The organism is Chryseobacterium sp. CT-SW4 (assembly GCF_048572715.1).
Lineage (GTDB): Bacteria > Bacteroidota > Bacteroidia > Flavobacteriales > Weeksellaceae > Chryseobacterium.
The window spans coordinates 579,294-600,449 of record NZ_CP183840.1; the positions used below are offsets into that span (position 1 = coordinate 579,294).

The 21,156-nt window shown below is 35.3% G+C and carries 23 protein-coding genes and 1 riboswitch; of the genes, 3 read left to right on the top strand and 20 right to left on the bottom strand.

Features of this window, described 5'->3' with window-relative positions; genetic code table 11:
- The first annotated feature begins 30 nt into the window (after positions 1–30).
- On the top strand, positions 31–1,797 hold the full coding sequence (locus ABJ974_RS02590) for an ABC transporter ATP-binding protein (protein ID WP_419869826.1): 1,767 nt from the start codon (positions 31–33) through the stop codon (positions 1,795–1,797).
- 44 nt (positions 1,798–1,841) lie between these two features.
- Here the strand turns inward: ABJ974_RS02590 and ABJ974_RS02595 are convergent, their stop codons facing one another.
- Positions 1,842–4,205, bottom strand: a complete 2,364-nt coding sequence (locus ABJ974_RS02595; RefSeq protein ID WP_419869827.1) for a patatin-like phospholipase family protein — start codon at positions 4,203–4,205, stop codon at positions 1,842–1,844.
- 291 nt (positions 4,206–4,496) lie between these two features.
- Between ABJ974_RS02595 and ABJ974_RS02600 the strand changes: the two genes are divergently transcribed.
- The gene (locus ABJ974_RS02600) at positions 4,497–4,721 is read left to right on the top strand and encodes a hypothetical protein (RefSeq protein WP_419869828.1); all 225 of its coding nucleotides are present in this window, start codon (positions 4,497–4,499) and stop codon (positions 4,719–4,721) included.
- A gap of 102 nt (positions 4,722–4,823) precedes the next feature.
- Here ABJ974_RS02600 and ribB read toward each other — a convergent pair whose 3' ends face one another.
- The 18 genes from ribB to ABJ974_RS02690 all read right to left on the bottom strand — a co-directional run bounded on the left by ribB (position 4,824) and on the right by ABJ974_RS02690 (position 19,064).
- Positions 4,824–5,474, bottom strand: coding sequence for a 3,4-dihydroxy-2-butanone-4-phosphate synthase (gene ribB / locus ABJ974_RS02605; protein WP_419869829.1), 651 nt, complete (start codon positions 5,472–5,474; stop codon positions 4,824–4,826).
- Between the two features lie 91 nt (positions 5,475–5,565).
- Positions 5,566–5,690: riboswitch (FMN riboswitch) on the bottom strand.
- A gap of 151 nt (positions 5,691–5,841) precedes the next feature.
- Positions 5,842–6,708 carry a hypothetical protein gene (locus ABJ974_RS02610; RefSeq protein ID WP_419869830.1) on the bottom strand — a complete coding sequence of 289 codons (867 nt, stop codon included), beginning with the start codon at positions 6,706–6,708 and terminating at the stop codon, positions 5,842–5,844.
- Positions 6,709–6,787: 79 nt separating this feature from the next.
- The gene (locus tag ABJ974_RS02615) at positions 6,788–7,669 is read right to left on the bottom strand and encodes an AraC family transcriptional regulator (protein ID WP_419869831.1); all 882 of its coding nucleotides are present in this window, start codon (positions 7,667–7,669) and stop codon (positions 6,788–6,790) included.
- A 133-nt stretch (positions 7,670–7,802) separates the two neighbouring features.
- On the bottom strand, positions 7,803–8,528 hold the full coding sequence (locus ABJ974_RS02620; RefSeq protein ID WP_419869832.1) for a DNA alkylation repair protein: 726 nt from the start codon (positions 8,526–8,528) through the stop codon (positions 7,803–7,805).
- 1 nt (position 8,529) lies between these two features.
- A complete protein-coding gene (locus tag ABJ974_RS02625) occupies positions 8,530–8,955 on the bottom strand; it encodes a DUF3788 family protein (protein WP_419869833.1) in 426 nt (141 codons plus the stop codon).
- A 21-nt stretch (positions 8,956–8,976) separates the two neighbouring features.
- On the bottom strand, positions 8,977–9,897 hold the full coding sequence (locus ABJ974_RS02630) for a helix-turn-helix domain-containing protein (protein ID WP_419869834.1): 921 nt from the start codon (positions 9,895–9,897) through the stop codon (positions 8,977–8,979).
- Positions 9,898–10,003: 106 nt separating this feature from the next.
- Complete coding sequence (locus ABJ974_RS02635) at positions 10,004–10,882, bottom strand: SDR family oxidoreductase (protein ID WP_419869835.1); 879 nt, start codon at positions 10,880–10,882, stop codon at positions 10,004–10,006.
- A 166-nt stretch (positions 10,883–11,048) separates the two neighbouring features.
- Entirely contained in the window at positions 11,049–12,038 is a 990-nt protein-coding gene (locus ABJ974_RS02640) for an alpha/beta hydrolase (RefSeq protein WP_419870941.1), read from the bottom strand.
- Positions 12,039–12,245: 207 nt separating this feature from the next.
- The gene (locus tag ABJ974_RS02645) at positions 12,246–12,668 is read right to left on the bottom strand and encodes a DUF1801 domain-containing protein (protein WP_419869836.1); all 423 of its coding nucleotides are present in this window, start codon (positions 12,666–12,668) and stop codon (positions 12,246–12,248) included.
- Between the two features lie 61 nt (positions 12,669–12,729).
- A complete protein-coding gene (locus ABJ974_RS02650) occupies positions 12,730–13,725 on the bottom strand; it encodes a DUF6438 domain-containing protein (protein WP_419869837.1) in 996 nt (331 codons plus the stop codon).
- Complete coding sequence (locus ABJ974_RS02655; RefSeq protein WP_419869838.1) at positions 13,722–14,240, bottom strand: TPM domain-containing protein; 519 nt, start codon at positions 14,238–14,240, stop codon at positions 13,722–13,724. The genes ABJ974_RS02650 and ABJ974_RS02655 overlap by 4 nt, the downstream gene beginning before the upstream one ends.
- Positions 14,241–14,259: 19 nt before the next feature.
- Complete coding sequence (locus ABJ974_RS02660) at positions 14,260–14,613, bottom strand: DUF2200 domain-containing protein (RefSeq protein WP_419869839.1); 354 nt, start codon at positions 14,611–14,613, stop codon at positions 14,260–14,262.
- Complete coding sequence (locus ABJ974_RS02665) at positions 14,606–15,022, bottom strand: hypothetical protein (protein ID WP_419869840.1); 417 nt, start codon at positions 15,020–15,022, stop codon at positions 14,606–14,608. Before ABJ974_RS02665 ends, ABJ974_RS02660 begins: the two co-directional genes overlap by 8 nt.
- 181 nt (positions 15,023–15,203) lie before the next feature.
- Positions 15,204–15,716: a hypothetical protein gene (locus tag ABJ974_RS02670; RefSeq protein ID WP_419869841.1), complete on the bottom strand. Its 513-nt coding sequence runs from the start codon at positions 15,714–15,716 to the stop codon at positions 15,204–15,206.
- A 73-nt stretch (positions 15,717–15,789) separates the two neighbouring features.
- Positions 15,790–16,884 (bottom strand): hypothetical protein, encoded by a 1,095-nt coding sequence (locus ABJ974_RS02675; protein WP_419869842.1) that lies wholly within the window; start codon positions 16,882–16,884, stop codon positions 15,790–15,792.
- 44 nt (positions 16,885–16,928) lie between these two features.
- Entirely contained in the window at positions 16,929–17,840 is a 912-nt protein-coding gene (locus tag ABJ974_RS02680) for an alpha/beta fold hydrolase (RefSeq protein ID WP_419869843.1), read from the bottom strand.
- A 145-nt stretch (positions 17,841–17,985) separates the two neighbouring features.
- Entirely contained in the window at positions 17,986–18,513 is a 528-nt protein-coding gene (locus ABJ974_RS02685; protein WP_419869844.1) for a hypothetical protein, read from the bottom strand.
- Between the two features lie 272 nt (positions 18,514–18,785).
- Positions 18,786–19,064: a hypothetical protein gene (locus tag ABJ974_RS02690; RefSeq protein WP_419869845.1), complete on the bottom strand. Its 279-nt coding sequence runs from the start codon at positions 19,062–19,064 to the stop codon at positions 18,786–18,788.
- A 260-nt stretch (positions 19,065–19,324) separates the two neighbouring features.
- Between ABJ974_RS02690 and ABJ974_RS02695 the strand changes: the two genes are divergently transcribed.
- Positions 19,325–19,549 carry a helix-turn-helix domain-containing protein gene (locus tag ABJ974_RS02695; RefSeq protein ID WP_419869846.1) on the top strand — a complete coding sequence of 75 codons (225 nt, stop codon included), beginning with the start codon at positions 19,325–19,327 and terminating at the stop codon, positions 19,547–19,549.
- 103 nt (positions 19,550–19,652) lie between these two features.
- Here ABJ974_RS02695 and ABJ974_RS02700 read toward each other — a convergent pair whose 3' ends face one another.
- Entirely contained in the window at positions 19,653–21,125 is a 1,473-nt protein-coding gene (locus ABJ974_RS02700) for a hypothetical protein (protein WP_419869847.1), read from the bottom strand.
- Between the last annotated feature and the right edge of the window lie 31 nt (positions 21,126–21,156).

Consider the following 21,156-nt stretch of genomic DNA (forward strand, 5'->3'; position numbering starts at 1 on the left):
TTTTATTTTATTCCCTCCCCAATTCTGACAATGAAAAAACAAGATACCTGGTCTATTATTAAAAGATTATTCTTTATAGGAATGAAATTTCGTTCCTGGTTTATTCTTACCCTGATCATTTCTATCATCCTTTCTGTTGTTTCTACCTACAGGCCTTATCTTACCATGGAAGTGGTGGATAATGATATTACGAAGCTGCAGGACAAGGGATTGATGATGAAGCATATTTATATCTTGATCGGGTTGGTATTTGCGGAAACGATTCTGAACTTTTTTCTGGTTTACTTTTCCAATTTTATCTCCCAGAATGTTATTCGTGATATCAGGCAGAGGCTGTATGCTAAGCTGGTTTACTTCAAAACATCTTTTTTTGATAAAACTCCTATCGGCCAACTGGTTACGCGTGCCGTAGGTGATGTGGAAACTATTGCTACCGTATATACGGACGGTTTCCTGATGGTTTTCGGAGATATTTTAAGGATCATATTCGTATTGGTGATGATGTTCAGTACGAACGTTCATTTGAGTTATATCACGCTTGCCATCCTGCCTTTAATGGTAGTGATCACCCGTTTTTTCCAGAAAAGGCTGAAAAAGGCTTTTGGAGATGAAAGAAACTGGACGGCGATCCAGAATTCTTTTGTACAGGAAAGACTGGCGGGAATGTCTATCATACAGGTTTTTAACAGGCAGGAAGCGGAATTTAAAAAATTTGATGATATCAATATTACCCTTAAAGGGGCATTACTGAGAACAGTATTTATTTTCTCTTTATTTTTCCCTGTGGTGGAATTGATTTCTTCCCTGTTCATCGGGTTTATCCTTTTTTATGGAGGATATATTACCATCAGTGCCGGGGTAGTGATTGCTTTTATTCAATATATTTCAATGCTGATAAGACCTTTACGGCAGATTGCAGACAGGTTTAATAATATCCAGAGAGGAATCGTAGGTGCGGAAAGGGTTTTAGGATTAATGGATGAAAACTTTGAAATGCCTAATGAAGGAAAAGTGATGAAGAGCCATTTCGACGGAAAAATAGAATTTAAGAATGTCCGTTTTGCCTATGATGATAAGCAGGAAGTTTTAAAAGGAATTGATTTTAAAGTAAATCCCGGAGAAACAGTAGCTATCGTAGGGGCAACGGGTGCCGGGAAATCTACTATTATCAGTTTGATTACAAGACTTTATGATATTAATTCCGGTCAGATTCTCATTGATGATGTGGATCTGAAAGATTATGAATTATACAATCTCAGAAGTCATATTGGAGTCGTACTGCAGGATGTATTTCTATTTCATGGAAGTATCTTTGAAAATCTTGCCTTTGGAGATGAAACGATTACGTTGGATAAAATAAAAGCGGGTGCCAGGGAAATTGAGGTGGATGAGTTTATTGAAAGACTTCCGGGAGGTTATGACTATGTGGTAAGTGAAAGAGGTTCATCCATTTCTTTAGGGCAGCGTCAGCTGTTGTCCTTTTTGAGAGCTTACCTGTCCGATCCTAAGATTCTGATTTTGGATGAAGCCACTTCTTCCATTGATCATGAAAGTGAAAAACTGATCCAAAGGGCCACAGAAAAAATTACAAAAAACAGAACCTCCATCATCATTGCCCACAGGCTTTCAACGATTGAGAAGGCGGATAAGATCATCGTCATGGAACACGGGAAAATTGTGGAAGAAGGAAAGCATTTGGAGTTGCTTGATAAAAACGGATATTATGCCACTTTATATAAAGCGCAGCTGAGACATGAAGTGGAAGTAGAAGAAGGACAGAATCAGCATTCAAAATAAAAAAAAAGAGAGCAAATTTTGCTCTCTTTTTTACATCAATCAGGTTAAAATTTGAAGCCTATACTGAAATAAGCTCTCCATATATCCGTGTAATTATTCTTTGAAATATTGAAGTTAATAGGTTCTAATATGGATTCATATCCTAAATTCAATCCATATCCCAATATATTTACTGAATCTTTAAAAGGAGATAGTACATCACTTACGGAAGCGTATTGAATGGAAGGAGTAATGTAGAGATTATTTAATAATTGATATTGGAAATCAATGCCTACTTTAGCAGCGGACCCTGCCAGGATTTCTCTTTGGCGGAAACCATTGAACTCAGGACTGTACCCTCCCGTATTGTATTCGCTTCCTCCCAGATTATACCTTTGGTTGATAAAGAGATAAGGGGTTTCTTCCGGAGATATTTTTTTGGGGGAAAACTGAGCTCCTAAAAAAGCATTTGCTTTGATGGAAAATCTGGTAGTAACAGGTTGTACATAGTTTTCATTAACAGTTAAGCTGATCAGATTCCTGGGAGTTACATAATCCTGAAAGTCCGGGGTTAAATAGTCATATAAATTAGGCTGCATTTTCTCAAGATCATACAGGTTGTATCGGTCTCCCCAATAATATTTAGTAATAAACATCAGGTTATTTCCGGAAGATGGATAAAATCTTTTATTGAAACTGTTTTGGTTGAATTTAAAGAAAAGGTCAAAATTAGTATGCTGATAAATCCTTTTGTCATAAAAACTGGTAACGGCCTGTCCGATTTTATCCAGTAAACGGTAAATTCTTTCTGAATTGAATTCTACCCCTATTGCTGCCATAGCATTAGGAGAAACGGAATAGTTGATAGCGGTATTTACATTAATGCTTCTATAAATATGTTCAGGGATATAAATGTTATTTATTGTATCTATTCCTGCTTGAGCTACCCTTAACAGCAAATCATTATTTTTTAAATGACTGATGCTACCTTCCGTACTTATCCACCAGCGAAGCCCGTTATCTAAAAATTTTTGAAATTGTAAGCGGGCCTTCAGACGTTCGGCAATGTCTACGGTGGCTAAAGCCCGTAATTTTGCTTTTGTATAATCCCTGTATGTATAGTTGACAATAATTCCCACAGACTGTTCATTATCGTAGTGAAGTGCCAGCTTAAAAGCTGCCGAACGGTTCCTTTTTATGAATATATTCATGATAAGTCCGTTATCGGCACGCGTATAAGTGTAATATACCCTTTCATATTGTCTCATCCCGAATACCCTGTCAATGGCTGCATTCACTGTTTCCGCATCATAATATTTTCCTGCTTCCAGATTCATTAATTTTTGTATGCTTTCCACTTCTGAAGGATTGTCCAGTGGTGTTCCGTTATCTTCACTATAGGTGAATTGTATGGTAGGAAGCTTCACTTCCTCTATCAGTTTATGCTCATAGGTGATTCCTGCCTCGCGCTGAGCCTTGGCAAGAGCTATAAATTCAGGAAGATGTTTTTTGGCTGTTTGTTCACCGATCTTTATAATTTCTTTATAATTTTTAAAATCTTTGGTTGTATAGTTATTTAAAGGAGAAACAAAATCTACCAGTATATTGGACATTTCTTTTTGGTGGTTAAAATCTTCCACCGAACGGAAAGCATGAGTCTGGTAGATCATTTTCATGGGATTTTCAATTTCTTCTTTGGTGAATAGCCTGAAGCCGGTATATCCTCCTATAATATATTGAGCCCCCATGTTTTTCACCTCCTGAACCGGAAAGTTTCTGTCTAGTCCACCATCTACAAGCAGTCTTCCATTGATATAAACCGGGGCAAAAGCAGCGGGGATAGCCAGGGTGGATCTTATCGCCAGCGGGAGAGAACCTTCTTTCTGCATAACGAGCCCGCCGTTTACAATATCGGATGAGGTTAATTCTACGGGGATGGGAAGCTGATGGAAATCGTTAATATGTTTTGCCGGAAAGGTAAGAGTATTCAATACTTCCGACATATACTGTCCCTCTATAAAGGAACTGGGTAGGGAAGGCATTCCATGAATAACAGGAAATTCTATGATGTATTTATTATACTCATCTTTTTCACTGATGTTCACTTTATTGTAAGGGATTTTATTACTGAGAACCCTTTTCCAGTCTGTAGAATATATCATACTTTTCAATTCTTTACCGCTGTAACCCATAGCATATAAACCTCCCAGAATCCCTCCCATACTGGTTCCGGTAATATAGTCTACCTTGATACCCAAAGAATCCAATGTTTTTAGAATTCCTATATGGGCAAAACCTTTAGCACCGCCGCCACTCAGCGCCAGCCCGAATTTCGTGTCTTTAGTGATGTTGGGAGCAGTAACGAGGGAGTCCTGTCCATATATTCCGACTGAAAAGACTAAGAATAGAAATAAAATATAAAATTTCATAATTTTCAAGCATGTTTTTAACTAAAATACAATAAATTCTCCGTATAATTTAAAAAATATCAGAAATTTATTCGTTGTTGAATTGTTGTTTTGGTATGGTAATTGCTGGAGTTAGGTTATCCCAAATTTTTTACAGTTATTAATCTCAATTAGAGATAGGAAGCTTAGAAGATTCTCAACAGGACGTTGAGCCTATAAGTTATACTAAAGAATTATATTCTGCGTTATACAATTATGTATTGTATATAAGGAAGTTATATAAATATATAAAAGAAAAGTTAAATTAAAAGAATGAAAAAGATGAATACGATACAAAATGAATTTCAGGTTTTTAAAGATGAATTAAAAAAATTGAATATAGAAGTACAGAAGATTGTAAAAGTAGGAAACGGAAGTATGGACTTCCATGAAGTTTTCTATAAGTCACCTAGATACGAAGAGGTAAAAAGTGTATATGTACAGCGCCATTATTTGGACGAACTTGCGGCCAAGTTTAAGGAAGTTTATAATGCATAAAAAACAGTCCGGCGGAGAGAATCTCCGCCGGACTTGCTATTTAATAATAAAGAAGGCTGCTTCCTTAGGAAGCAGCCTTTTTCTGTACGTTAAATAAGATTATTAATTTTGACTGATCACCGTTTTACGGTATACATAAATATCTTCGATGGTGACCACACTCATTTCTTTGCGGGTGGCAAAATCCACAATCTCTGGAAGTCTTGCCATGGAGCCATCTTCGTTAGTAAGTTCACAAAGTACGGCATCGTCACCAAGGTTGGCAAGTTTTACCAGGTCTACACTTCCTTCCGTATGCCCCCGTCTTTCAAAGACTCCGCCTTTTTTAGCAATTAAGGGGAAAACATGTCCCGGACTTGCGATATCATCCGCATGAGCTTGAGAAGCGACAGCAGTTTGAATGGTAGTTACACGGTCTTTTGCCGAAACTCCTGAAGAAACTCCTTCTTTAGCCTCAATGGAAATAGTAAAAGCGGTTTGGTTTTTACTGGTGTTCTTATCTACCATCGGACGGAGGTTCAGATGATTGCTTTTTTCCTCTGAGATACATAGGCAGACAATTCCGCTGCATTCGCGGATCAAAAGTGCCATATCCTGTTCTGTGATGGTGGAGGCAGGAAAGATGATATCGCCTTCATTTTCTCGGTTTTCATCGTCTACTAAAAGAATTCCTTTGCCTTGCTGTAATTTTAGAAGTGCATTTTCTACACGTTCTGCGGATGTTGATCCGAATTTTTCTAATAATGTTTCCATGTGTATTTACTTTAAAAAGTTAAATAGCTCTTCGGTACATGGAAATGAAATACAACACAATAAGTCCATAAGATAGCCTTATTGATTGTTTCATTTTCTTCTCCCATCCAGACTGTAACTGTCGGTTTTGGAATTTCACCAAATCAGTCCTTTATAAAAAAGGAGTCGCGGACTGTAACCGCCGGTAGGGAATTTCACCCTGCCCCGAAGAAAACTTATACTAAGTTTTACTGTATGTTTAAATTAAATTTTTTATTTCATTGATTAACATTTAACGCACAGACTGCAAATTTCCGAAAGTTTTTTGAATAATTGCAGATCCGGTACTATTATTTATGGTTGTAAATATATGCTGCTGCTTTTGCTCTTAATTTTTTGAATAGGAAATATATTGATAAAGCCCTAAACTGAAAATAGCATAGAAAATAAGATTGGTAGATCCGGGATAATTGATCAGTATACTTAATCCAAAGCTTAGCATAATGAAAGTACATATGCTGATGAATAATGCTATATTGAGAAAGAGAGCGTTTTTTTGTGGATTAAATTCACCTTTAAGGAGGCTGATTATAAGAAGTAGGGGAACGATAATTTCCAGGGTTCCCAGAAAATAGATAAAAGGTGCTACCCCTCCCGGAAGCTTACCCAGGAAAGAGGTACTGAACATTTTAATGTATTTGCCCATAACTTCGGAGGTATTGATAAGCTTTTGCCATCCGGGAAATCCCATGGTATAAAAAAGAGAAAAATAAACAGGAAATAGCTTAATTCTTTTGAATAATGTATTTTGGCTATCGGAAGCATGTTTTTCCGTGTACCACAGGAGGAAGTAGAGAATACACAGATAAAAAAAGAGGTTGGCTGAACCTCCATGATTTGAAATAATTCTGAGCATAAAACCAAAAATAGACACGGCAAACAGTGAGATAAGAATTCCCCACAGCAAAAGGGAAGAGGAAGAACTTTTGAAAAAATATTTTTCAATCAGGGCGTATATAAGAATAATTACGGAAACAATTTGAATAATGCCGGTGATATAAAAGAGACTGGAAAAATAAGACGGGTATTGCTCCAGAGGTGAATTATTATAGATATTAAGATATTTTAATATGTCTGCGTGATCTCCGGAGAAAAAACTCCATCCATTGATCAGCATTGTGAAAATTAACCCGATATAGATGGGAAGTGTGATATACGAATTGATGATACGTCTGTACCCTTTCGGCTTTGTCATGGCAGTTATTTTTAGATAATAAAGCCAAAGGTATTATGGCGGGAAGTAACTGGTATTATCAAAACCCAAAAAAGAATGGTTAAAGTACGAAATTTCTAAACTGGTTTCTAAATTCTGTCGGGGTGATCCCTGTCTTTTCTTTAAAAAATTTTACCAAATTGGTGGAATCCTCGTAATGAATGAGAGCTGCAATTTCTTTTACGGATAATTGATCATATACAAGCATTCTTTTAATTTCCATTAATACCCTTTCACTTATCCATTCTTTCGGGGTTTTTCCTAAAATTTGGGATGTAGCTGTTTGTAACGTACGGGGTGAAACAAATAATTGATCAGCATACAATTTTACCTGTCTGTGTATTTTATAATTGTTTTCTACAAGTTTTTTGAACCGGGCAACCAATTGCAGGTTCCTGGGATCCGGACAGGGGATTTGCTGCTGTTTTTCAAACTGTCTTTCCGAAAGCAGAAAAATACGATAGAGGAGATTGTGTAAAATCTCTCCCTGAAATTTATCGGTGGGCTTTTTCAGCTCATTATAAATTTCTATAAATACGGATTTTAATTCTTTAAAGTCAGTATTTGTATTAAAATAAGGCTGTTGAAGAGAATTGAATAACAGGCTGTTGTAAAAGTACTCCTGATCCCTTCCTGAGCGAATGAAAAAGTCATCGGTGAAAATAAGTGCCCTGCCATCATAAGTTTCTTCTGCATCAAAGGCATGCACCTGGCCCTGCGAGATAAAAAGAATGTACTGTTCTTTGACGTTAAATTCTTTAAAATCAATTAAATGTTTTCCTTTTCCTTCCGTAAACAGGTAGATCATATGAAAATTGGTGCGGTGAGGAGTGAAGAGGTCATGAGGTTTACGACTGAGCCTTTCTTTTATAGTAGTGGTATTGATCAGTTGGTTTTTGTTAAAGGTAAACAGAAAAGGATAGGTGTCTAATTTTTTTTGCATTTATATAGCAGCTGTTAAATATGAGACTCTAATTTTAAGTAAAAATAGAATATTTTTTCGTTTTCTGTTTAATATTATGGTTATTATGCTTTTTGTGTGACTAAATGGAGTTTATCATAATATCTTTCGGGATTTATTCTTTTTTCATTGCTTCCTGTTTCAGTTCTTTAGGCATTTTTTCAATAGCATACCGGAGTGAGGTACGGGGCATTACGGATCTGTGTGAAAGTACATATTCATATATTTCCTGCTGATGAGCTTCACTTGCAGCTTTTAACATCCATCCGTATCCTTTCTGAACCATATCATCTTTATCCTTAAGAAGAATATCTGCAATCTCCAGGATATCTTTGAGGAATAATCCTTTTCTTGCAGGGATGATCAGAGTGACGGCAGAAGCTCTTTTTACCCAGCGGTTGTCGGATTGAGCCCATTTTTTTAATTCATGAATATATTCGGGGAACATCATGACGAAATTTCCTACCGTGTGATTGCATAAAGTATCACAAGTTGCCCAGTTGTCGATATAAGTATTTATCCAATGATCAAAAACGTTGAAATCAGAAGGCTCATATTGTTTTTCCAGTGCCTCGGAAAGGATGAAAGCGATAAAAGCTTCTTCCATATAACGGGATTGCAACAGCTCTTCTGCGATTTCGAATATTTCTGATTTGGAAAATGATCGGATCCGGCTATAAAAGTCTTTTCCTATTTTGTTAACGAGACCAGTTTTTACTCCATATAGCTGAGCTCGTTCGCCTTCTTTAAAAAACCTTGAAGAGGATGCCAGTGTACCGGCATCTGCATTCTGTTGTAAGATTGTCCGAAGCTGCGTTATCAATTCTTCCTTCCTGTTCATTTTAAACTTTTTTATAGGACATGACGGTTTTAAAATCTTGAAGGTCTTTATCTTCTCTTAAATCAATGATCAATGAAATGAGTTTTCCTGAGGGAGCAGCCAGCCTGAAACCGGAAATTAAATTCTGACTGATATTCAACATGAATACACCCGGGCGGGTCTTTTCGGTAAAATAAAAACTTGTTTTGATGCAATCTTCCCACAGGGAAAGCCAGAAAACGGTTTTCTTTTGGTGAACTGCTTTTCCCAGCCATGCTTTTCCATCTTTATAGAAGCGCCATTCCAGCATTAATCCGGTTTGTTCAATATGCTTTTGGACTTCTTGCAGGATATGATACAGCGGGTTGGGCAGGATAGAGCTGAACAGAGCATCGGAAGGTTTTAGATCCGGATCCCGAAGAAGTAAGCCGGCGTTATTTTGAGTCATGTTATTTTGGTTTTAAATTGATTATTTGATAAAGGACTGCCGGAATTCCAATGGTGAAAAGTTAGTTTTGGATTTAAAAAGTTTGGAAAAGGATTGCGAATGCTCGAATCCCAGTTCATAAGCTATCTCGCTCACCGTAAGCTGGGTGGTGGACAGTTTTTCTTTAGCTTTTTCAATCAATTTATCATGGATATGCTGCTGGGTACTTCTTCCTGTGAGGGTTTTCAGTAAACTACTCAGATAGCCGGGAGAAATATGGAGACTGTCGGCTATATGCTGTACGGAAGGAAGTCCCTTTGTGGTCAGTTCACTGCTGTTGATATATTGTTCCAGTGTCGTTTCCAGCTTTTCGAGGATCTGGTGGCTGCTAATTTTCCGTGTAATAAATTGCCGTTGATGGAATCTTTGGGCATAGTTTAATAAAGTCTCTATTTGTGAAACAATAATATTCTGGCTGAATTTATCGATAGTAGACAGATATTCATACTGAATGCTTTCCATGAGCCCGTTGATAATAGATTCTTCTTTGGGAGAAAGAAAAAGAGCTTCATTCACGGCATAGTCAAAAAACTCATATTGGCGGATATTTTTGGCTAATGCGGTATTCCATAAAAAATCGGGGTGGATAAGAAGCATCCAGCCGGAGAGCGGGGAAGCGGGTTGTTCCCTTTCTATTCCAAAGACCTGATTCGGGGATATGAAAAACATGACACCGGCATCAAAATCATAGGATTGCTGACCGTACTTTACTTTTCCGCTTAGTCCTTTTTTAATGGCAATGGAATAAAAATCCAGTATCCAGCTTTCTTTATTTTCTTTTGTAGATGGTGGGATCTGATCAAAATTGATTACACTGATCAAAGGATGGTCAGGCTGAGGTAATCCTCTGTACCGATGAAATTCACTGATGGTTTTTATTCTTATGGGAGCTGTTCCGGGCATAATGTATCAGGCTGTTTTCTTTAGAGAAAGTTAGGACTTTTATCATGAATTATAAAGCCAATTACAAAATATGTAATTGGCCTTACAGAAATTGTTAAGAAAGAGATTAAAAATAATTGTTCTTCAGATCTTCTATCAAACCGATATGCTGAGGTTTCCATCCAAGCTGTTCCTGTGTTGTATAGCTTGTAGCCGGACTGTCGAACCCGATGAATCCACTCATCCATTCAAAATGATTGGGAGCTTCTTCCTGTGATAAAGAGCGTACGGGAAGGTTTAACTGCTGTCCGATGAGGGTGGCTATTTCTTTTACGGTTATCCCCTGATCTCCAATCGCGTTGTATAAAGCTCCTTTTGCAGATTTTTCAAGGGCAAGGCGAAACAGCCGGGCAGCGTCCAGACGGTGAACGGCAGGCCAGTGATTGCTGCCCTCTTCTACATAGGCAGATAATCCGTTTTTACGGGCCTGATTAATAAGGAAAGGTACAAATCCTTTATCACCCCGATCATGTACTGAAGGCGGTAGACGGATCACAGAGGCATGAATCCCTTTTTCCACCAGAGCCTTAGCGGTGGCTTCCGAACTTCTTGGTGCTGAATTTTGGGAGGTACTTTCTTCAGTAATCACGCCATTGATTTTTGGTAGCCCCAAAATGCCGGCGGTTACAATGATTGGTTTTCCGGTGTTCTGCAAAGCTTCTCCCATAGCGGTAATGGCTGCTTTATCTGCTTCATTGGCTTTTTGATATTGTGTAAAATCATGGATAAATGCGGTGTGGATTACTCCATCCGCTTCGGATGCTCCCTTTTGGAGAATATCAAGATCTTCAAGGGTTCCCTGTAATGTTTTTGCTCCTGCCTGTCTTACAGTGCTGGCAGACTCTTCGGAGCGGACAAGGCCTGTAACTTCATGGCCTGCATCAAGCAGCTCTTTTACTACTGCGGAGCCGATAAAGCCGGAAGCTCCTGTTACAAATACTTTCATATCGTTATTTTTATAGATCAAATTTCTGATTTAAATAGCAGATTCATGTAGCCGGATCTATTTTTGTTGTAGCCAAAACGGTTAACTTATTTATCCTATAAAAAAAGTCATAGCGAGGTATTGTCTACCTGCTATGACTCAAAATAATTATATTAAATAACTCAGTTTATTTTCTTTTGAATAGAGCATCTTTCAGTACTACTGCGGCCTGATCTATGGATATCTGTACTGCAGGAATATGTGCCAACGGGTTCAGCATTCCATAATCGTGAATGAATCCTTTGTATTCCTGAATGGTAGTAGGTACTCCTGCTTCATCCAATTTTCTTCCGTATGCCAATCCTTCATCATGCAGAATATCATTCTCAGCAATCTGAACCAATGCAGGAGGTAATCCTTTTAATTCATCCAGGGAAGCTTCAAGAGGTGAGGCGTATTTGTTTTTTCTTTGTGCGGTATCAGGAAGGTAGTTGTTCCACATCCATTTCATCAGGGGTGTAGTAAGGAATCTTCCTTCAGCATATTTTGTATAAGACGGTCTGCTGAAATCCGCATCTGTTACAGGCCATAATAAGATCTGCTGTTTTAATTTCGGTCCGTTTTTATCTTTGGCCATTAATGCAACTACGGCTGCCATGTTTCCTCCGACACTGTTTCCTACTACAGCCAGTCTTGTTCCATCCACACCGATTTGCTTACCGTTTTCCGCTACCCATTTTGTAGCGGCATAAGCCTGATTAACAGCTACAGGAAATTGTGCTTCGGGAGAAGGGGTGTAGTCCGGGAATACTGCGACAGCACCGCTATTGACTACTAAGTCTCTCACTAATCTTTTGTGGGTAGGGTAGTCTCCCAAGATCCATCCTCCACCATGGAAGAACATGAATACAGGAAGATCTTTTTTAGCACCTTTTGGTTTTACGATGTGTATTTTTACGGTTTGGCCGTCCTGAGTAATGGTTCTTTCAGATTCTTCGATATCGGAATAATCAAATTTTACGGATTTCTGAGCATTGATTAAGACATCTCTTTCCGCCTGGATAGGTAAGGTTTCCAATGGTTTTCCTCCTGAGCTGTTAAGTGCATTCAAAAATTCACGGATGTCTTTAGAAATAGCTGGATCCTGAGCTGCAGAAACTGGGGCCTGCTGAGCCATAAGACCATTGCTGATGCTTGAAATACCGAGTGTTGTCAATAAGGCTAAGCCTTTTAAAAATGTAACTTTCATAACTTTATTTTTTAAATGTTAATTTTATGGGACAAAGTTATGTCGGTTGTATGGTGAAATAAATATATAAAAGTGTACAATTATTGTACATTTTTCCTTTAATGTTATTTTAATTTTTTTAAATAAGGAATAGGATCAAATATCTTCAACACTGTTCCGTATGGCGGCTTCCAGTATTTTGATATCTATATCTTTCAGGGATTTGAATTTAATACAATATCCGGTTAGTTTCGCTTTACCGAGCTTTTCTCTATAAGTTCTCGCGAGATAGGTTTTGTCGTCAATGCCCAATATATAAATGGAAATCCCCGTTGTATGGGCACTCATCCCGATTTTATAGAAGTCTTTGGTTTTCCCGTCGGCATATTGTATGGTACGAAGACCATATCCGATATTGGGATTGGAAATTACTTTGCCTTCTTCGTTTTTGCCATCCAGAAACCATAATTTACATGCATGAATGATATCAGTAATGATTGTATGAAGTTCCTGCATCTCGAATCGTTTGGGTTCGGGCTGGCTGTCGATGTATTGCCGGATTTGGTTTTCGATGGTCATATGGGTAGTTTTTGTTAAGGTTATTTTGTAATGCTTGAGGGTTTGAGAATAGATTCAATTTTTATTCTTTCATCCAGTTCTGGTTTTTTCTCATGTTAAATAATATTTTATATATTTTTTTCAGGCCATAAGTTCCTGAAGCGCCATAATCCGTAATTACTTTCACTTTTCCATTGCCATAGGTGATTTTTAAAACTACAGTCTGATCATCAGTCCAATCAACAGAATACTCATCTTGCAGATTTGGAAAATCAATGTATTCTAATATTGTGATAAGTTCCTGGTAGTCTTTATTTTTAATTTTTGTATGAAATTTCCCTTCTATCTCTTCGGACGGGTTTTCCTCATTCTGATCAAAATTGAAACGTTCTGCAATGAAAATAGCATTTTGATCCTTGTTGATAACTAATTGAAAAGCAGGGCAAACTCCAAAACATCCTGAGGTTGAAAATTCAATTTTTTTAATAGGGATATAGTTGTTGTCATTGGAGTTATATTCGATAAAATCTCCGTATTTATATTCTAAAACTTGTTTTTCCGGTTGTTTTGCAACAATTTCTTTATCCCAATCTTTTATGATAGGTCTATCAATTTCCAGCAAGTTTTTGTTATTTAAAGTTTTAATTCTGGGAACAAAGCAGTCATTAAAATATTGAGAGATCTCCACGATTTGGTATTTTTTATTTCCCCAATTTAATACAACCACTGGTGTGTAGCTGCATGATTCCTTTAAAGCTCCTATACAGGAATGATTATCTCCAATCACTAATAAATCCGTGAATCCGTTATGATCAAAATCGGTTTTATAGAAACTTTCGTGTATACCTAATTGATTAGCCAGTTTCAAATTTTCTTGGAATTTCAGATCATCTTTTTTGAAGTCCTGGATTTTTCTTACTTCATAATTAGCAAATGCTGAATCTGCATGTCGTATGAGATGCTGAACTTCATTGGCTGATTGGATAGAATCTATTTCGGATTCATGAATTGAAGATTTATTTTTACAATTAAAGAAAAAGAGAATAATTAAAAATGGGAAAGTCTTTAGTGTTTTCATTTCCAGAGTTTTATGAATTGATTAACTCCGTTTTTAAGACCTGTGAAATAATCCCCTTTTTTAAATTCCGGAAGTATTTTTTCATGTAATACTTTTTCACAGATTTCATCTGTTAATATTTTTTCGGTTCCCTTTGCGGTAAGAATTCTTATTTTTCTCAGAGCAGCGCTATATATAATAGTCAGGCCGTTGTTCTTTTCAGCGGTCCCGATTCCCCAATGATTGGATAAATCCAGTGCATATTGATCAAAATTATTTTCATTTAAATTTTTGCTGATAGAAATAATTGCAATTTGATTGGTGGTCGTTTTATCGTATTGGGAAAGGATTGTATTTAAGTCCAGGATTTCTGTTTGTGTGAGTGTATTTTCATAATCTGAAACATATCCTAAGGGTTCAGGGAACTGGGTAACAGGATTTTCTTCCACATATTGTTTTTGCTTTTCCCCATTCTGACTGGTTTGGCATTGGAAGAATGCTAAAATAATAAAGGAAAGTATAATTAATTTTCTCATTGGTCCTGATTGTTAATGATTATTTTCTCAAAATTTTGTCCATGGATTTACCTTTCGCCAGCTCGTCAATCAGTTTATCCAGATAGCGGACCTGCTGTATGAGTCTGTCTTCAATTTCTTCTACACGATATCCGCAGATTACCCCTGTAATCTTTGAAACGTTTGGATTGATTTGGGGAGCTTGGGAGAAAAAGTCTTCAAAATTCGTTTTGTTACTGATATGATGTTGCAATTCTTCTTCATTATAGCCTGTAAGCCAGAAAATGATTTCATGTACTTCGCACTGTGTACGGCCTTTTTTCTCAGCTTTTGCAATATAATGTGGATATACACCGGCAAAAGACATTTTGTATACTCTGGAGTTATTATTCATGCTTTTGATAACTGAAATGAGTGAAATTGATTAATGCAATATAATCAATTTTATAAGGCCAGAATTCGGTGTGACGTGTGCCGGGGTAAAGTGGAGTTACTGTAGTTTTTTCGAAATCATCTTTATTCCATATTTTAATGTCGGCATCATATTGTAAAGGAAAATCATAGTTATTTCTAAGCAACATTACAGTTTTGTAGTCTTTTTCTTCTTTTCCGTCTCTGGAATATCCGATCCCAAAAATAACTTCTATAGTTTCTTTTTCAGGATTTTTGGCGAATAGTTTTTCGGTTTCAAAAAGCTTAAATGTTTTTTCGAAATCTTCGTATCTGATTATTTTATAATCAAAACTTCCTTTTTGGTTTTTTACTAATTTTAGTGAAAACTTAGATCCTAACTTAAAAGCCATTGAGTTGACAATTGTGTCGCTTTGCGTTTGGGAATATAATAGGCCTGTTAATAAAAATAAGCCTAGAAAAATAAATTTAGTTATTTTCATCATTTGATTTTTGAAGTATGATTAAATATATTGTTCGCTGTATTGAAGCTTGCTTTTGGGTTATTGTTATGGATTAAATATCCTATTCCTATCATTCTTTTTTCTTATAAATAACCTCTTTTTGTAGTCTGCTGGTATTGTAAAAATCATTTAAGTTAGATCGATCATAGGTAATAGGAAGATTTTTATACATTTCGACTGAAAATTTCTCTATTCCCGGACTATTATTATCGTTGATTTCGTAACTTTTTGTTTCTGTGATGATTTCTAATCCGGTCTGATAATCTTTTAATACCTGAATTCTAAAAGAATTAATGGCTTGTATTTCCTCCCATTTTATAAATTCTGTTTTCTTTTTTCTGGTAATATAGAAACCGTCAGTAACATATTTAAAAATTCCATCTTCCTGATAAGCCTTATCCATTTCTTTTTCTACTGAATCATAATCGTTATTATCCTGATCGGAAAAGAGTTTTTCACCGGCAAAACAAATCACTACTAAGCAGGAGAAAATTATTACATATGAAACTCCTTCACTATAGAGAGGGTAATTCATCAAAGTGTAGATCAGTATTAAACAAGTGAGGAAAATGAGTTTTTTCATAGACTAAAATAAATATTAAGTGAAGCGGGTTTGTAAATTCAAAGTGTTTTTTATAAAATAAGAATTTAAGTTGTTATTTGCCCCTGTTTAATTCTATTGCATTTTGAAAACCACCAATTGCTTCAAAAACTTCATCCTGATTTCTTACATCCGACCAGCCTTTTTCAGCAAGTTCTCTACGCACCTCTTCTTCTGTTTTTTCTTTTATAAAATGGTAGTATGCGAAATCAACGACTTCAACAGGAACTCTTTCAATAATGTATTTTGTTAAGGCAGTAACTATTTTCAGGTATACAAAAAGGGCCGTTAGTCCAAGTTGTACAATCCAGCTGATGATCCACCCAATCCAGCCGGTATTAATTTTGTTTATTATTAAACCTTGTGAAAGTCTTATTTCTAAAAAATTCCAAAAACCAATTCTTTCTAAATTATTCTCATTCAGAATTATTTCATATTGAAAGTATTGATTGGAAACGTAAGTTAAAAGGATCATAGCTCCTAATAAATATTGTAATTTGCTGAAATCCGTAAAGTTGGAAAGCTTAATTAAATATTTCATCACAAAAACAATAGCTGTTGCGACTAAAAATTCAAATAATATAATAAAATACAATCCTTTTACGGAAAGAAAGGCTACTATAAAGCCGAGAAATAAGGAAAGACATAAACCAGCAATAACAGGTAAATTAATATTGGGAGTTTTTGCCGGTATTGGCTGTGGTAAAGTTTCAGGAATGATATAGTCTTCCCAGTTATTCTTTTTTTCAGTTTCTTTTTCAAGCTCTTTTAGGGCTTCATTGCTGAATGTTTTTAAAATTTCCTGATAGGCATATATAAATAATTTTACTCTCTTAGAATTTTTTCCTACATCCCAGATTTCACTGCCTAAAGATGTGCTTTTTACAATCACGGTACTGTTTTTATAATGAGCTGTAATGAGCTCTGTCCACCGTTCACTAAACGAACCTTCTTCTTTACGTTTTGCTTCTATGGAGTTATTGTCTTTGTAAACTATATCCCAATTCAGCTTCTCGAAAGTTTTCTCTGCAATAGCAACAAATAGAGTTTCATTTACATTAGTTCTGAATTGTTCTTCGTATTTGGGAGTAAACCCTATACTGTGTTTTTTGGAAATCGTTTTCTCGTACTCTTTTAAAGTGTTGTTCATTCGTGTTTTCTTCTTAGTGTAACTAGATCTTATATCCTTAAGTTTTATTTATCCGTCTTTTTTATGAAGTCAGCAATTACCTTCACAAATCTTTTATTTTTTTCAAAATAGAGGATATGCCCGCCGTTTATCTTTACGATTTTTTTATTGGGAAACAGGAAGGATTTGAAGTGTTCTTCTCCAATGGAATGGTCTTTAGTTCCTGTGATAATCAAGGTAGGAGCGGGTATGGATTGAGTAATGGGGGTGTAATCCTTCCAATAATCCTGGATGGTAAAAGCTTTTTGTGCCAACTCAAATGTACTGGGGTTTTTACTGTCGATTTTGTTTAATAATTCTATATTGTTTTTATGGTCAGACAGCATTTTATAATCTAATCCTCTTTGGGTTAATTCTGTTTTTGCTTTGATAAAATCATTGAGAAGCTCAGCATCTGTATTTTCAAAATGAGTATCCATAAGCTGATTCATATAATTTATTTGCTGGTGAAGGGAGTATTTCAGATCTAAAGTACAATTGGCAAGAATAATTCCTTTAACGTGGCTGGGATATTTTAAAGCATAGTTTGTTGCCGGAATTCCTCCAAATGAATGGGCTAAAAGATAAACTTTATCTTCACCATAGTACTTTCTTATTTCTTCGATATCTTCTATCATTCTGTCCAGGGAATAATCTTTTTCAGCAGAGTTTTCAGAATACCCGCTTCCTCTCTGGTCATAATAAACCATCGTAAGATTAGATTCAAGCTTATTTCCTCCTAAATTCTCAAATGAGGAACTCCATGCGCCCGGTCCGCCGTGGATGAAAATGCATAAGGGGCCTTTTCCTGATTTTTTGGAATATAGCTTTACATGATCACTTGTTAGTATAAAATTATTTTTTTGTATCTGGGCTTTTGTACCGGTATTCACAAAAAACAGAAGAAATAAAATAATATGGAAAATTCTATTCATCATTTATAGTTTAATTTGTTATTTTTATGAGATGACAAATATAGTGACTTATTAAAATAAACCCGCTCTGTAAAACAGAACGGGTTTCAGATTTATATAATGATTTTTATTGTTTTTTAGAATTCTATAAACATACTTTTCAAAGTCTTCAATATTCTTTTCCGTTCCTTTCCATAATGAGATATCCCGCATCCAGCATTTTGATCAGATGAATATACGGGCTTACCATATTCCTTTCCGGCAGATGGCCATAGATTCCCAGTGAGAGATAGACCATCCCCGAAATAAAATAATCAAATTCCCTAACGCTGTATTCTTGGAATGCTTTTTTAAAGACCAGCAGGGGATTTTGGTATTCCTTCTCTGAAAGCAATCCAAAAGCCAGTGGAGAAACTTCTTCCAGCTGTGTATTGGCGGTCCATTTCTTTTTCTCCAGTGCCAGCAGGTAACCTGCACGGATGAACGAACGTATAGCCTGATGAAAATGAAAGATGACAGAGGGCTCTTCTTTTATCCGGCTGCTTCTGTCAACAGCATAATGCATAATGTTGTTTAGGAGTTCTTTGGATGCTGTGAGGTCATTAAGTAGAAAATAGGTTTCCATTTGCTGTAAACCGCAAGGCTTCAGGTTATCTTTTCCAAAGCGGGACTGAAATTCTGTTTTGTTTTTTTTCATGAGTTTGTGTTTTTATGGGGTGATGTATTTTTAATAATTTTTTAAGTGGCTATATACAATTTTACATTACTATCCTTCTGACGAAGGAAGAATTTCATAATATGGCTTAGATTCTTCATTTCACTTCGTTACATTCAGAATGACAGAGTCATAATAATAAGATAAACGCATTAGTGTAAAATTGTATGTGATTCCCTTTTTTAAACCATTAAGATCATAGCCGAAGCTATGTATTTAGCGGGCTGCTTCATCCATATTTGATGGATCTTAACTTATCTTATTCTCTTCATTTTTCTTAATGGCTTTAATTTTTTGTTTTGTTGCATGATTTTACTGGCCTTAAAGGAAGAAGTCCTGGACTTCCTACCTGTACAAACCCAATGAATATGATATAATTTGTGTTTTTCTAAAAGCCCTAAAGCTGCAATGGATTGTACACTCCATTGTACCGTATCATGATACTTTATGTGGTAAAGAAGGCTTAGAAAAGATGATTGGAGAGTGGAGCTGCATGGAAATAAAACGGCATGAGACTCTACAATATCTGCCATTGAGGTACTGGTATACCTGGGAACAGATAAGAGAGCCCACGCCTAGGTCGTGAGCTTCTAGCTTATCGTCTCGTTCCTAAAAATTACCAGTTTCCAATGGCGAGATTCTAAGCAATAGCTTCTATATTTCGTTGAAGTATCGCAAAGCTACATTTATTGTAGCTTATTGTACAAATATAGTGTAAATTTTTAATTGTAGGTTAATTCAACTACATTTTTTTATTGTAAACTTTCCAACTTGCTCTAATAATGGTATTGCAATGGATAGAGTTGAATTTAGAATAGCTTTTGGTAAAAGAGTTGAAAAATTTAGAAAGAGGATGGGTTTAAGTTATCGAGAGTTAGCTCAGAAATGTGACGTAGATCATAGTAATATCAGCAAAATTGAAAAAGGAGAAGTTGATTTGAGGATTTCAACAATACAGGAACTAGCTAAAGGCTTAGAAATTCATCCTAAAGAATTATTTGATTTTAAAATAGAATAATAACCAAGCTTCGAAGTCTTTAGACTTCGAAGCTTGGTTTATTGTACTGATTCAAAAACTGAAAGGTTTTGCAGAGGGATGGTCATTAATTTGCTATTTTGTATTATTTTATATTTGATGCTGAAATTTTTCTACCAGCATCAATTAAAATAATATTTTTATCTTTCTCAAGTTTTAATTCTTTAATTATTTTTTGAACTTTAGAATATTCTTTTCCATCAAAATACAAGATAACTTTAATTGAATTCTTAGTATTATTTGCTCTTTCATAAATTTTAACCTGATTTTCTAAATTTTGTTTTAATTTAGAATTGGAAGCTAATTTAAATTCAATCAGAGTTTTATCTTCTGCTCCTCTTGATATTGCATAATCAACTGGGCCTCGCCCATTATTAGTTTCTCTATTTATATCGTAGTCTGATGCAAACCATGTAAGCCTATATATAATTTGTAAATCCTCTTCTCTCTTTATTGGATTACCATCAACATAAAATAATCTATATCCATCATTATTTTCAATTACTTGTTGCAGAAACTCTATTCTTTGTAATGCTTCTTTATAAGAAGATTTAGCTGGGATTTTGTAAAAATCAGTTTTCTCTAAAAGTTTTTCCACAAACTTTGATAGTTGATGTATAAAAATAGTTTCTGTTTGTTCAACTTTTTGTTTCGAAATATTTTTTGCTCCTTCTTTATTTTCTTCTTTAGATTTAATAAACCATTTTATAATTTCTGGAAATTCTCTAATTGTATTCTGAATAGCTTCTGTAATTTCTTTTTGAGTATTTTTTTTATTTTTTGGAGGTTTTGGAAGTTGCTTCCTAAAATAATTAGATATCTCATGCCGTAATTGGTCATTGGGTATTCCTGCACATATTCTTGTGAAATCACCTCTTAGATCATTACTGTTAATCCAGTTATCATCTTTTGTTAATAAATCTCTTGGAGTTAAAATTATATAGTCACCAAGAATATACGGTAAAGTAAACTCCTTTGGCATCCATCTTTCTAATTTATAATCAAAATATACTTTTTCTACATTTACTTTTTTAGTCAATGACTTATCAATATTTTGAATTGCAAATTTTTCGGTAAATTCTAGCAAGTATTCTTTTATTAAATTAGTCGTAAAATCACTAATATTATCTTTTCCGACACCAATTTCAAATAAACCAGCTTTTTCAAGATGTGAAGTTTGTGTAATCTGTTCTTTACCTAAATCGTCAAATACAATATGCATTGATGATGACATGGAATTACCAAATTTTTTGCCTAAACCACTCCCACTATTTCCAACTTTACTATAACCAAACCAATTTTGTTTAACTTCAGGAAATAGGTACCAGGCTTTAACTTGTGAAAGGGATATTCCTCCTTTAAAGGATTTTTCTTTTAAAAAAATAAGATATTGAATAATGTTTTGATGTAAAGTAATATATTCTTGTTTTTTGCTTCCAAATAGTAAAAAAGGATCAATGAAAAGGGGTAAATCGTTAATCAAAGAAATATTAAATGCTCCATAATTTTCTAATATAGTTTCATCAATATTAAAAAAATCAGAAAAATAGATTTTCATTATAATGTTGGTATTGGTATTTTTATTTTTT

Bases quoted from the DNA above. Each gene is read 5' to 3' on its own strand.
- ABJ974_RS02590 (WP_419869826.1), top strand. From the start codon at position 31: ATGAAAAAACAAGATACCTGGTCTATTATTAAAAGATTATTCTTTATA.
- ABJ974_RS02595 (WP_419869827.1), bottom strand. From the start codon at position 4,205: ATGAAATTTTATATTTTATTTCTATTCTTAGTCTTTTCAGTCGGAATA.
- ABJ974_RS02600 (WP_419869828.1), top strand. From the start codon at position 4,497: ATGAAAAAGATGAATACGATACAAAATGAATTTCAGGTTTTTAAAGAT.
- ribB (WP_419869829.1), bottom strand. From the start codon at position 5,474: ATGGAAACATTATTAGAAAAATTCGGATCAACATCCGCAGAACGTGTA.
- ABJ974_RS02610 (WP_419869830.1), bottom strand. From the start codon at position 6,708: ATGACAAAGCCGAAAGGGTACAGACGTATCATCAATTCGTATATCACA.
- ABJ974_RS02615 (WP_419869831.1), bottom strand. From the start codon at position 7,669: ATGCAAAAAAAATTAGACACCTATCCTTTTCTGTTTACCTTTAACAAA.
- ABJ974_RS02620 (WP_419869832.1), bottom strand. From the start codon at position 8,528: ATGAACAGGAAGGAAGAATTGATAACGCAGCTTCGGACAATCTTACAA.
- ABJ974_RS02625 (WP_419869833.1), bottom strand. From the start codon at position 8,955: ATGACTCAAAATAACGCCGGCTTACTTCTTCGGGATCCGGATCTAAAA.
- ABJ974_RS02630 (WP_419869834.1), bottom strand. From the start codon at position 9,897: ATGCCCGGAACAGCTCCCATAAGAATAAAAACCATCAGTGAATTTCAT.
- ABJ974_RS02635 (WP_419869835.1), bottom strand. From the start codon at position 10,882: ATGAAAGTATTTGTAACAGGAGCTTCCGGCTTTATCGGCTCCGCAGTA.
- ABJ974_RS02640 (WP_419870941.1), bottom strand. From the start codon at position 12,038: ATGGCTCAGCAGGCCCCAGTTTCTGCAGCTCAGGATCCAGCTATTTCT.
- ABJ974_RS02645 (WP_419869836.1), bottom strand. From the start codon at position 12,668: ATGACCATCGAAAACCAAATCCGGCAATACATCGACAGCCAGCCCGAA.
- ABJ974_RS02650 (WP_419869837.1), bottom strand. From the start codon at position 13,725: ATGAAAACACTAAAGACTTTCCCATTTTTAATTATTCTCTTTTTCTTT.
- ABJ974_RS02655 (WP_419869838.1), bottom strand. From the start codon at position 14,240: ATGAGAAAATTAATTATACTTTCCTTTATTATTTTAGCATTCTTCCAA.
- ABJ974_RS02660 (WP_419869839.1), bottom strand. From the start codon at position 14,613: ATGAATAATAACTCCAGAGTATACAAAATGTCTTTTGCCGGTGTATAT.
- ABJ974_RS02665 (WP_419869840.1), bottom strand. From the start codon at position 15,022: ATGGCTTTTAAGTTAGGATCTAAGTTTTCACTAAAATTAGTAAAAAAC.
- ABJ974_RS02670 (WP_419869841.1), bottom strand. From the start codon at position 15,716: ATGAAAAAACTCATTTTCCTCACTTGTTTAATACTGATCTACACTTTG.
- ABJ974_RS02675 (WP_419869842.1), bottom strand. From the start codon at position 16,884: ATGAACAACACTTTAAAAGAGTACGAGAAAACGATTTCCAAAAAACAC.
- ABJ974_RS02680 (WP_419869843.1), bottom strand. From the start codon at position 17,840: ATGATGAATAGAATTTTCCATATTATTTTATTTCTTCTGTTTTTTGTG.
- ABJ974_RS02685 (WP_419869844.1), bottom strand. From the start codon at position 18,513: ATGAAAAAAAACAAAACAGAATTTCAGTCCCGCTTTGGAAAAGATAAC.
- ABJ974_RS02690 (WP_419869845.1), bottom strand. From the start codon at position 19,064: ATGGCAGATATTGTAGAGTCTCATGCCGTTTTATTTCCATGCAGCTCC.
- ABJ974_RS02695 (WP_419869846.1), top strand. From the start codon at position 19,325: ATGGATAGAGTTGAATTTAGAATAGCTTTTGGTAAAAGAGTTGAAAAA.
- ABJ974_RS02700 (WP_419869847.1), bottom strand. From the start codon at position 21,125: ATGAAAATCTATTTTTCTGATTTTTTTAATATTGATGAAACTATATTA.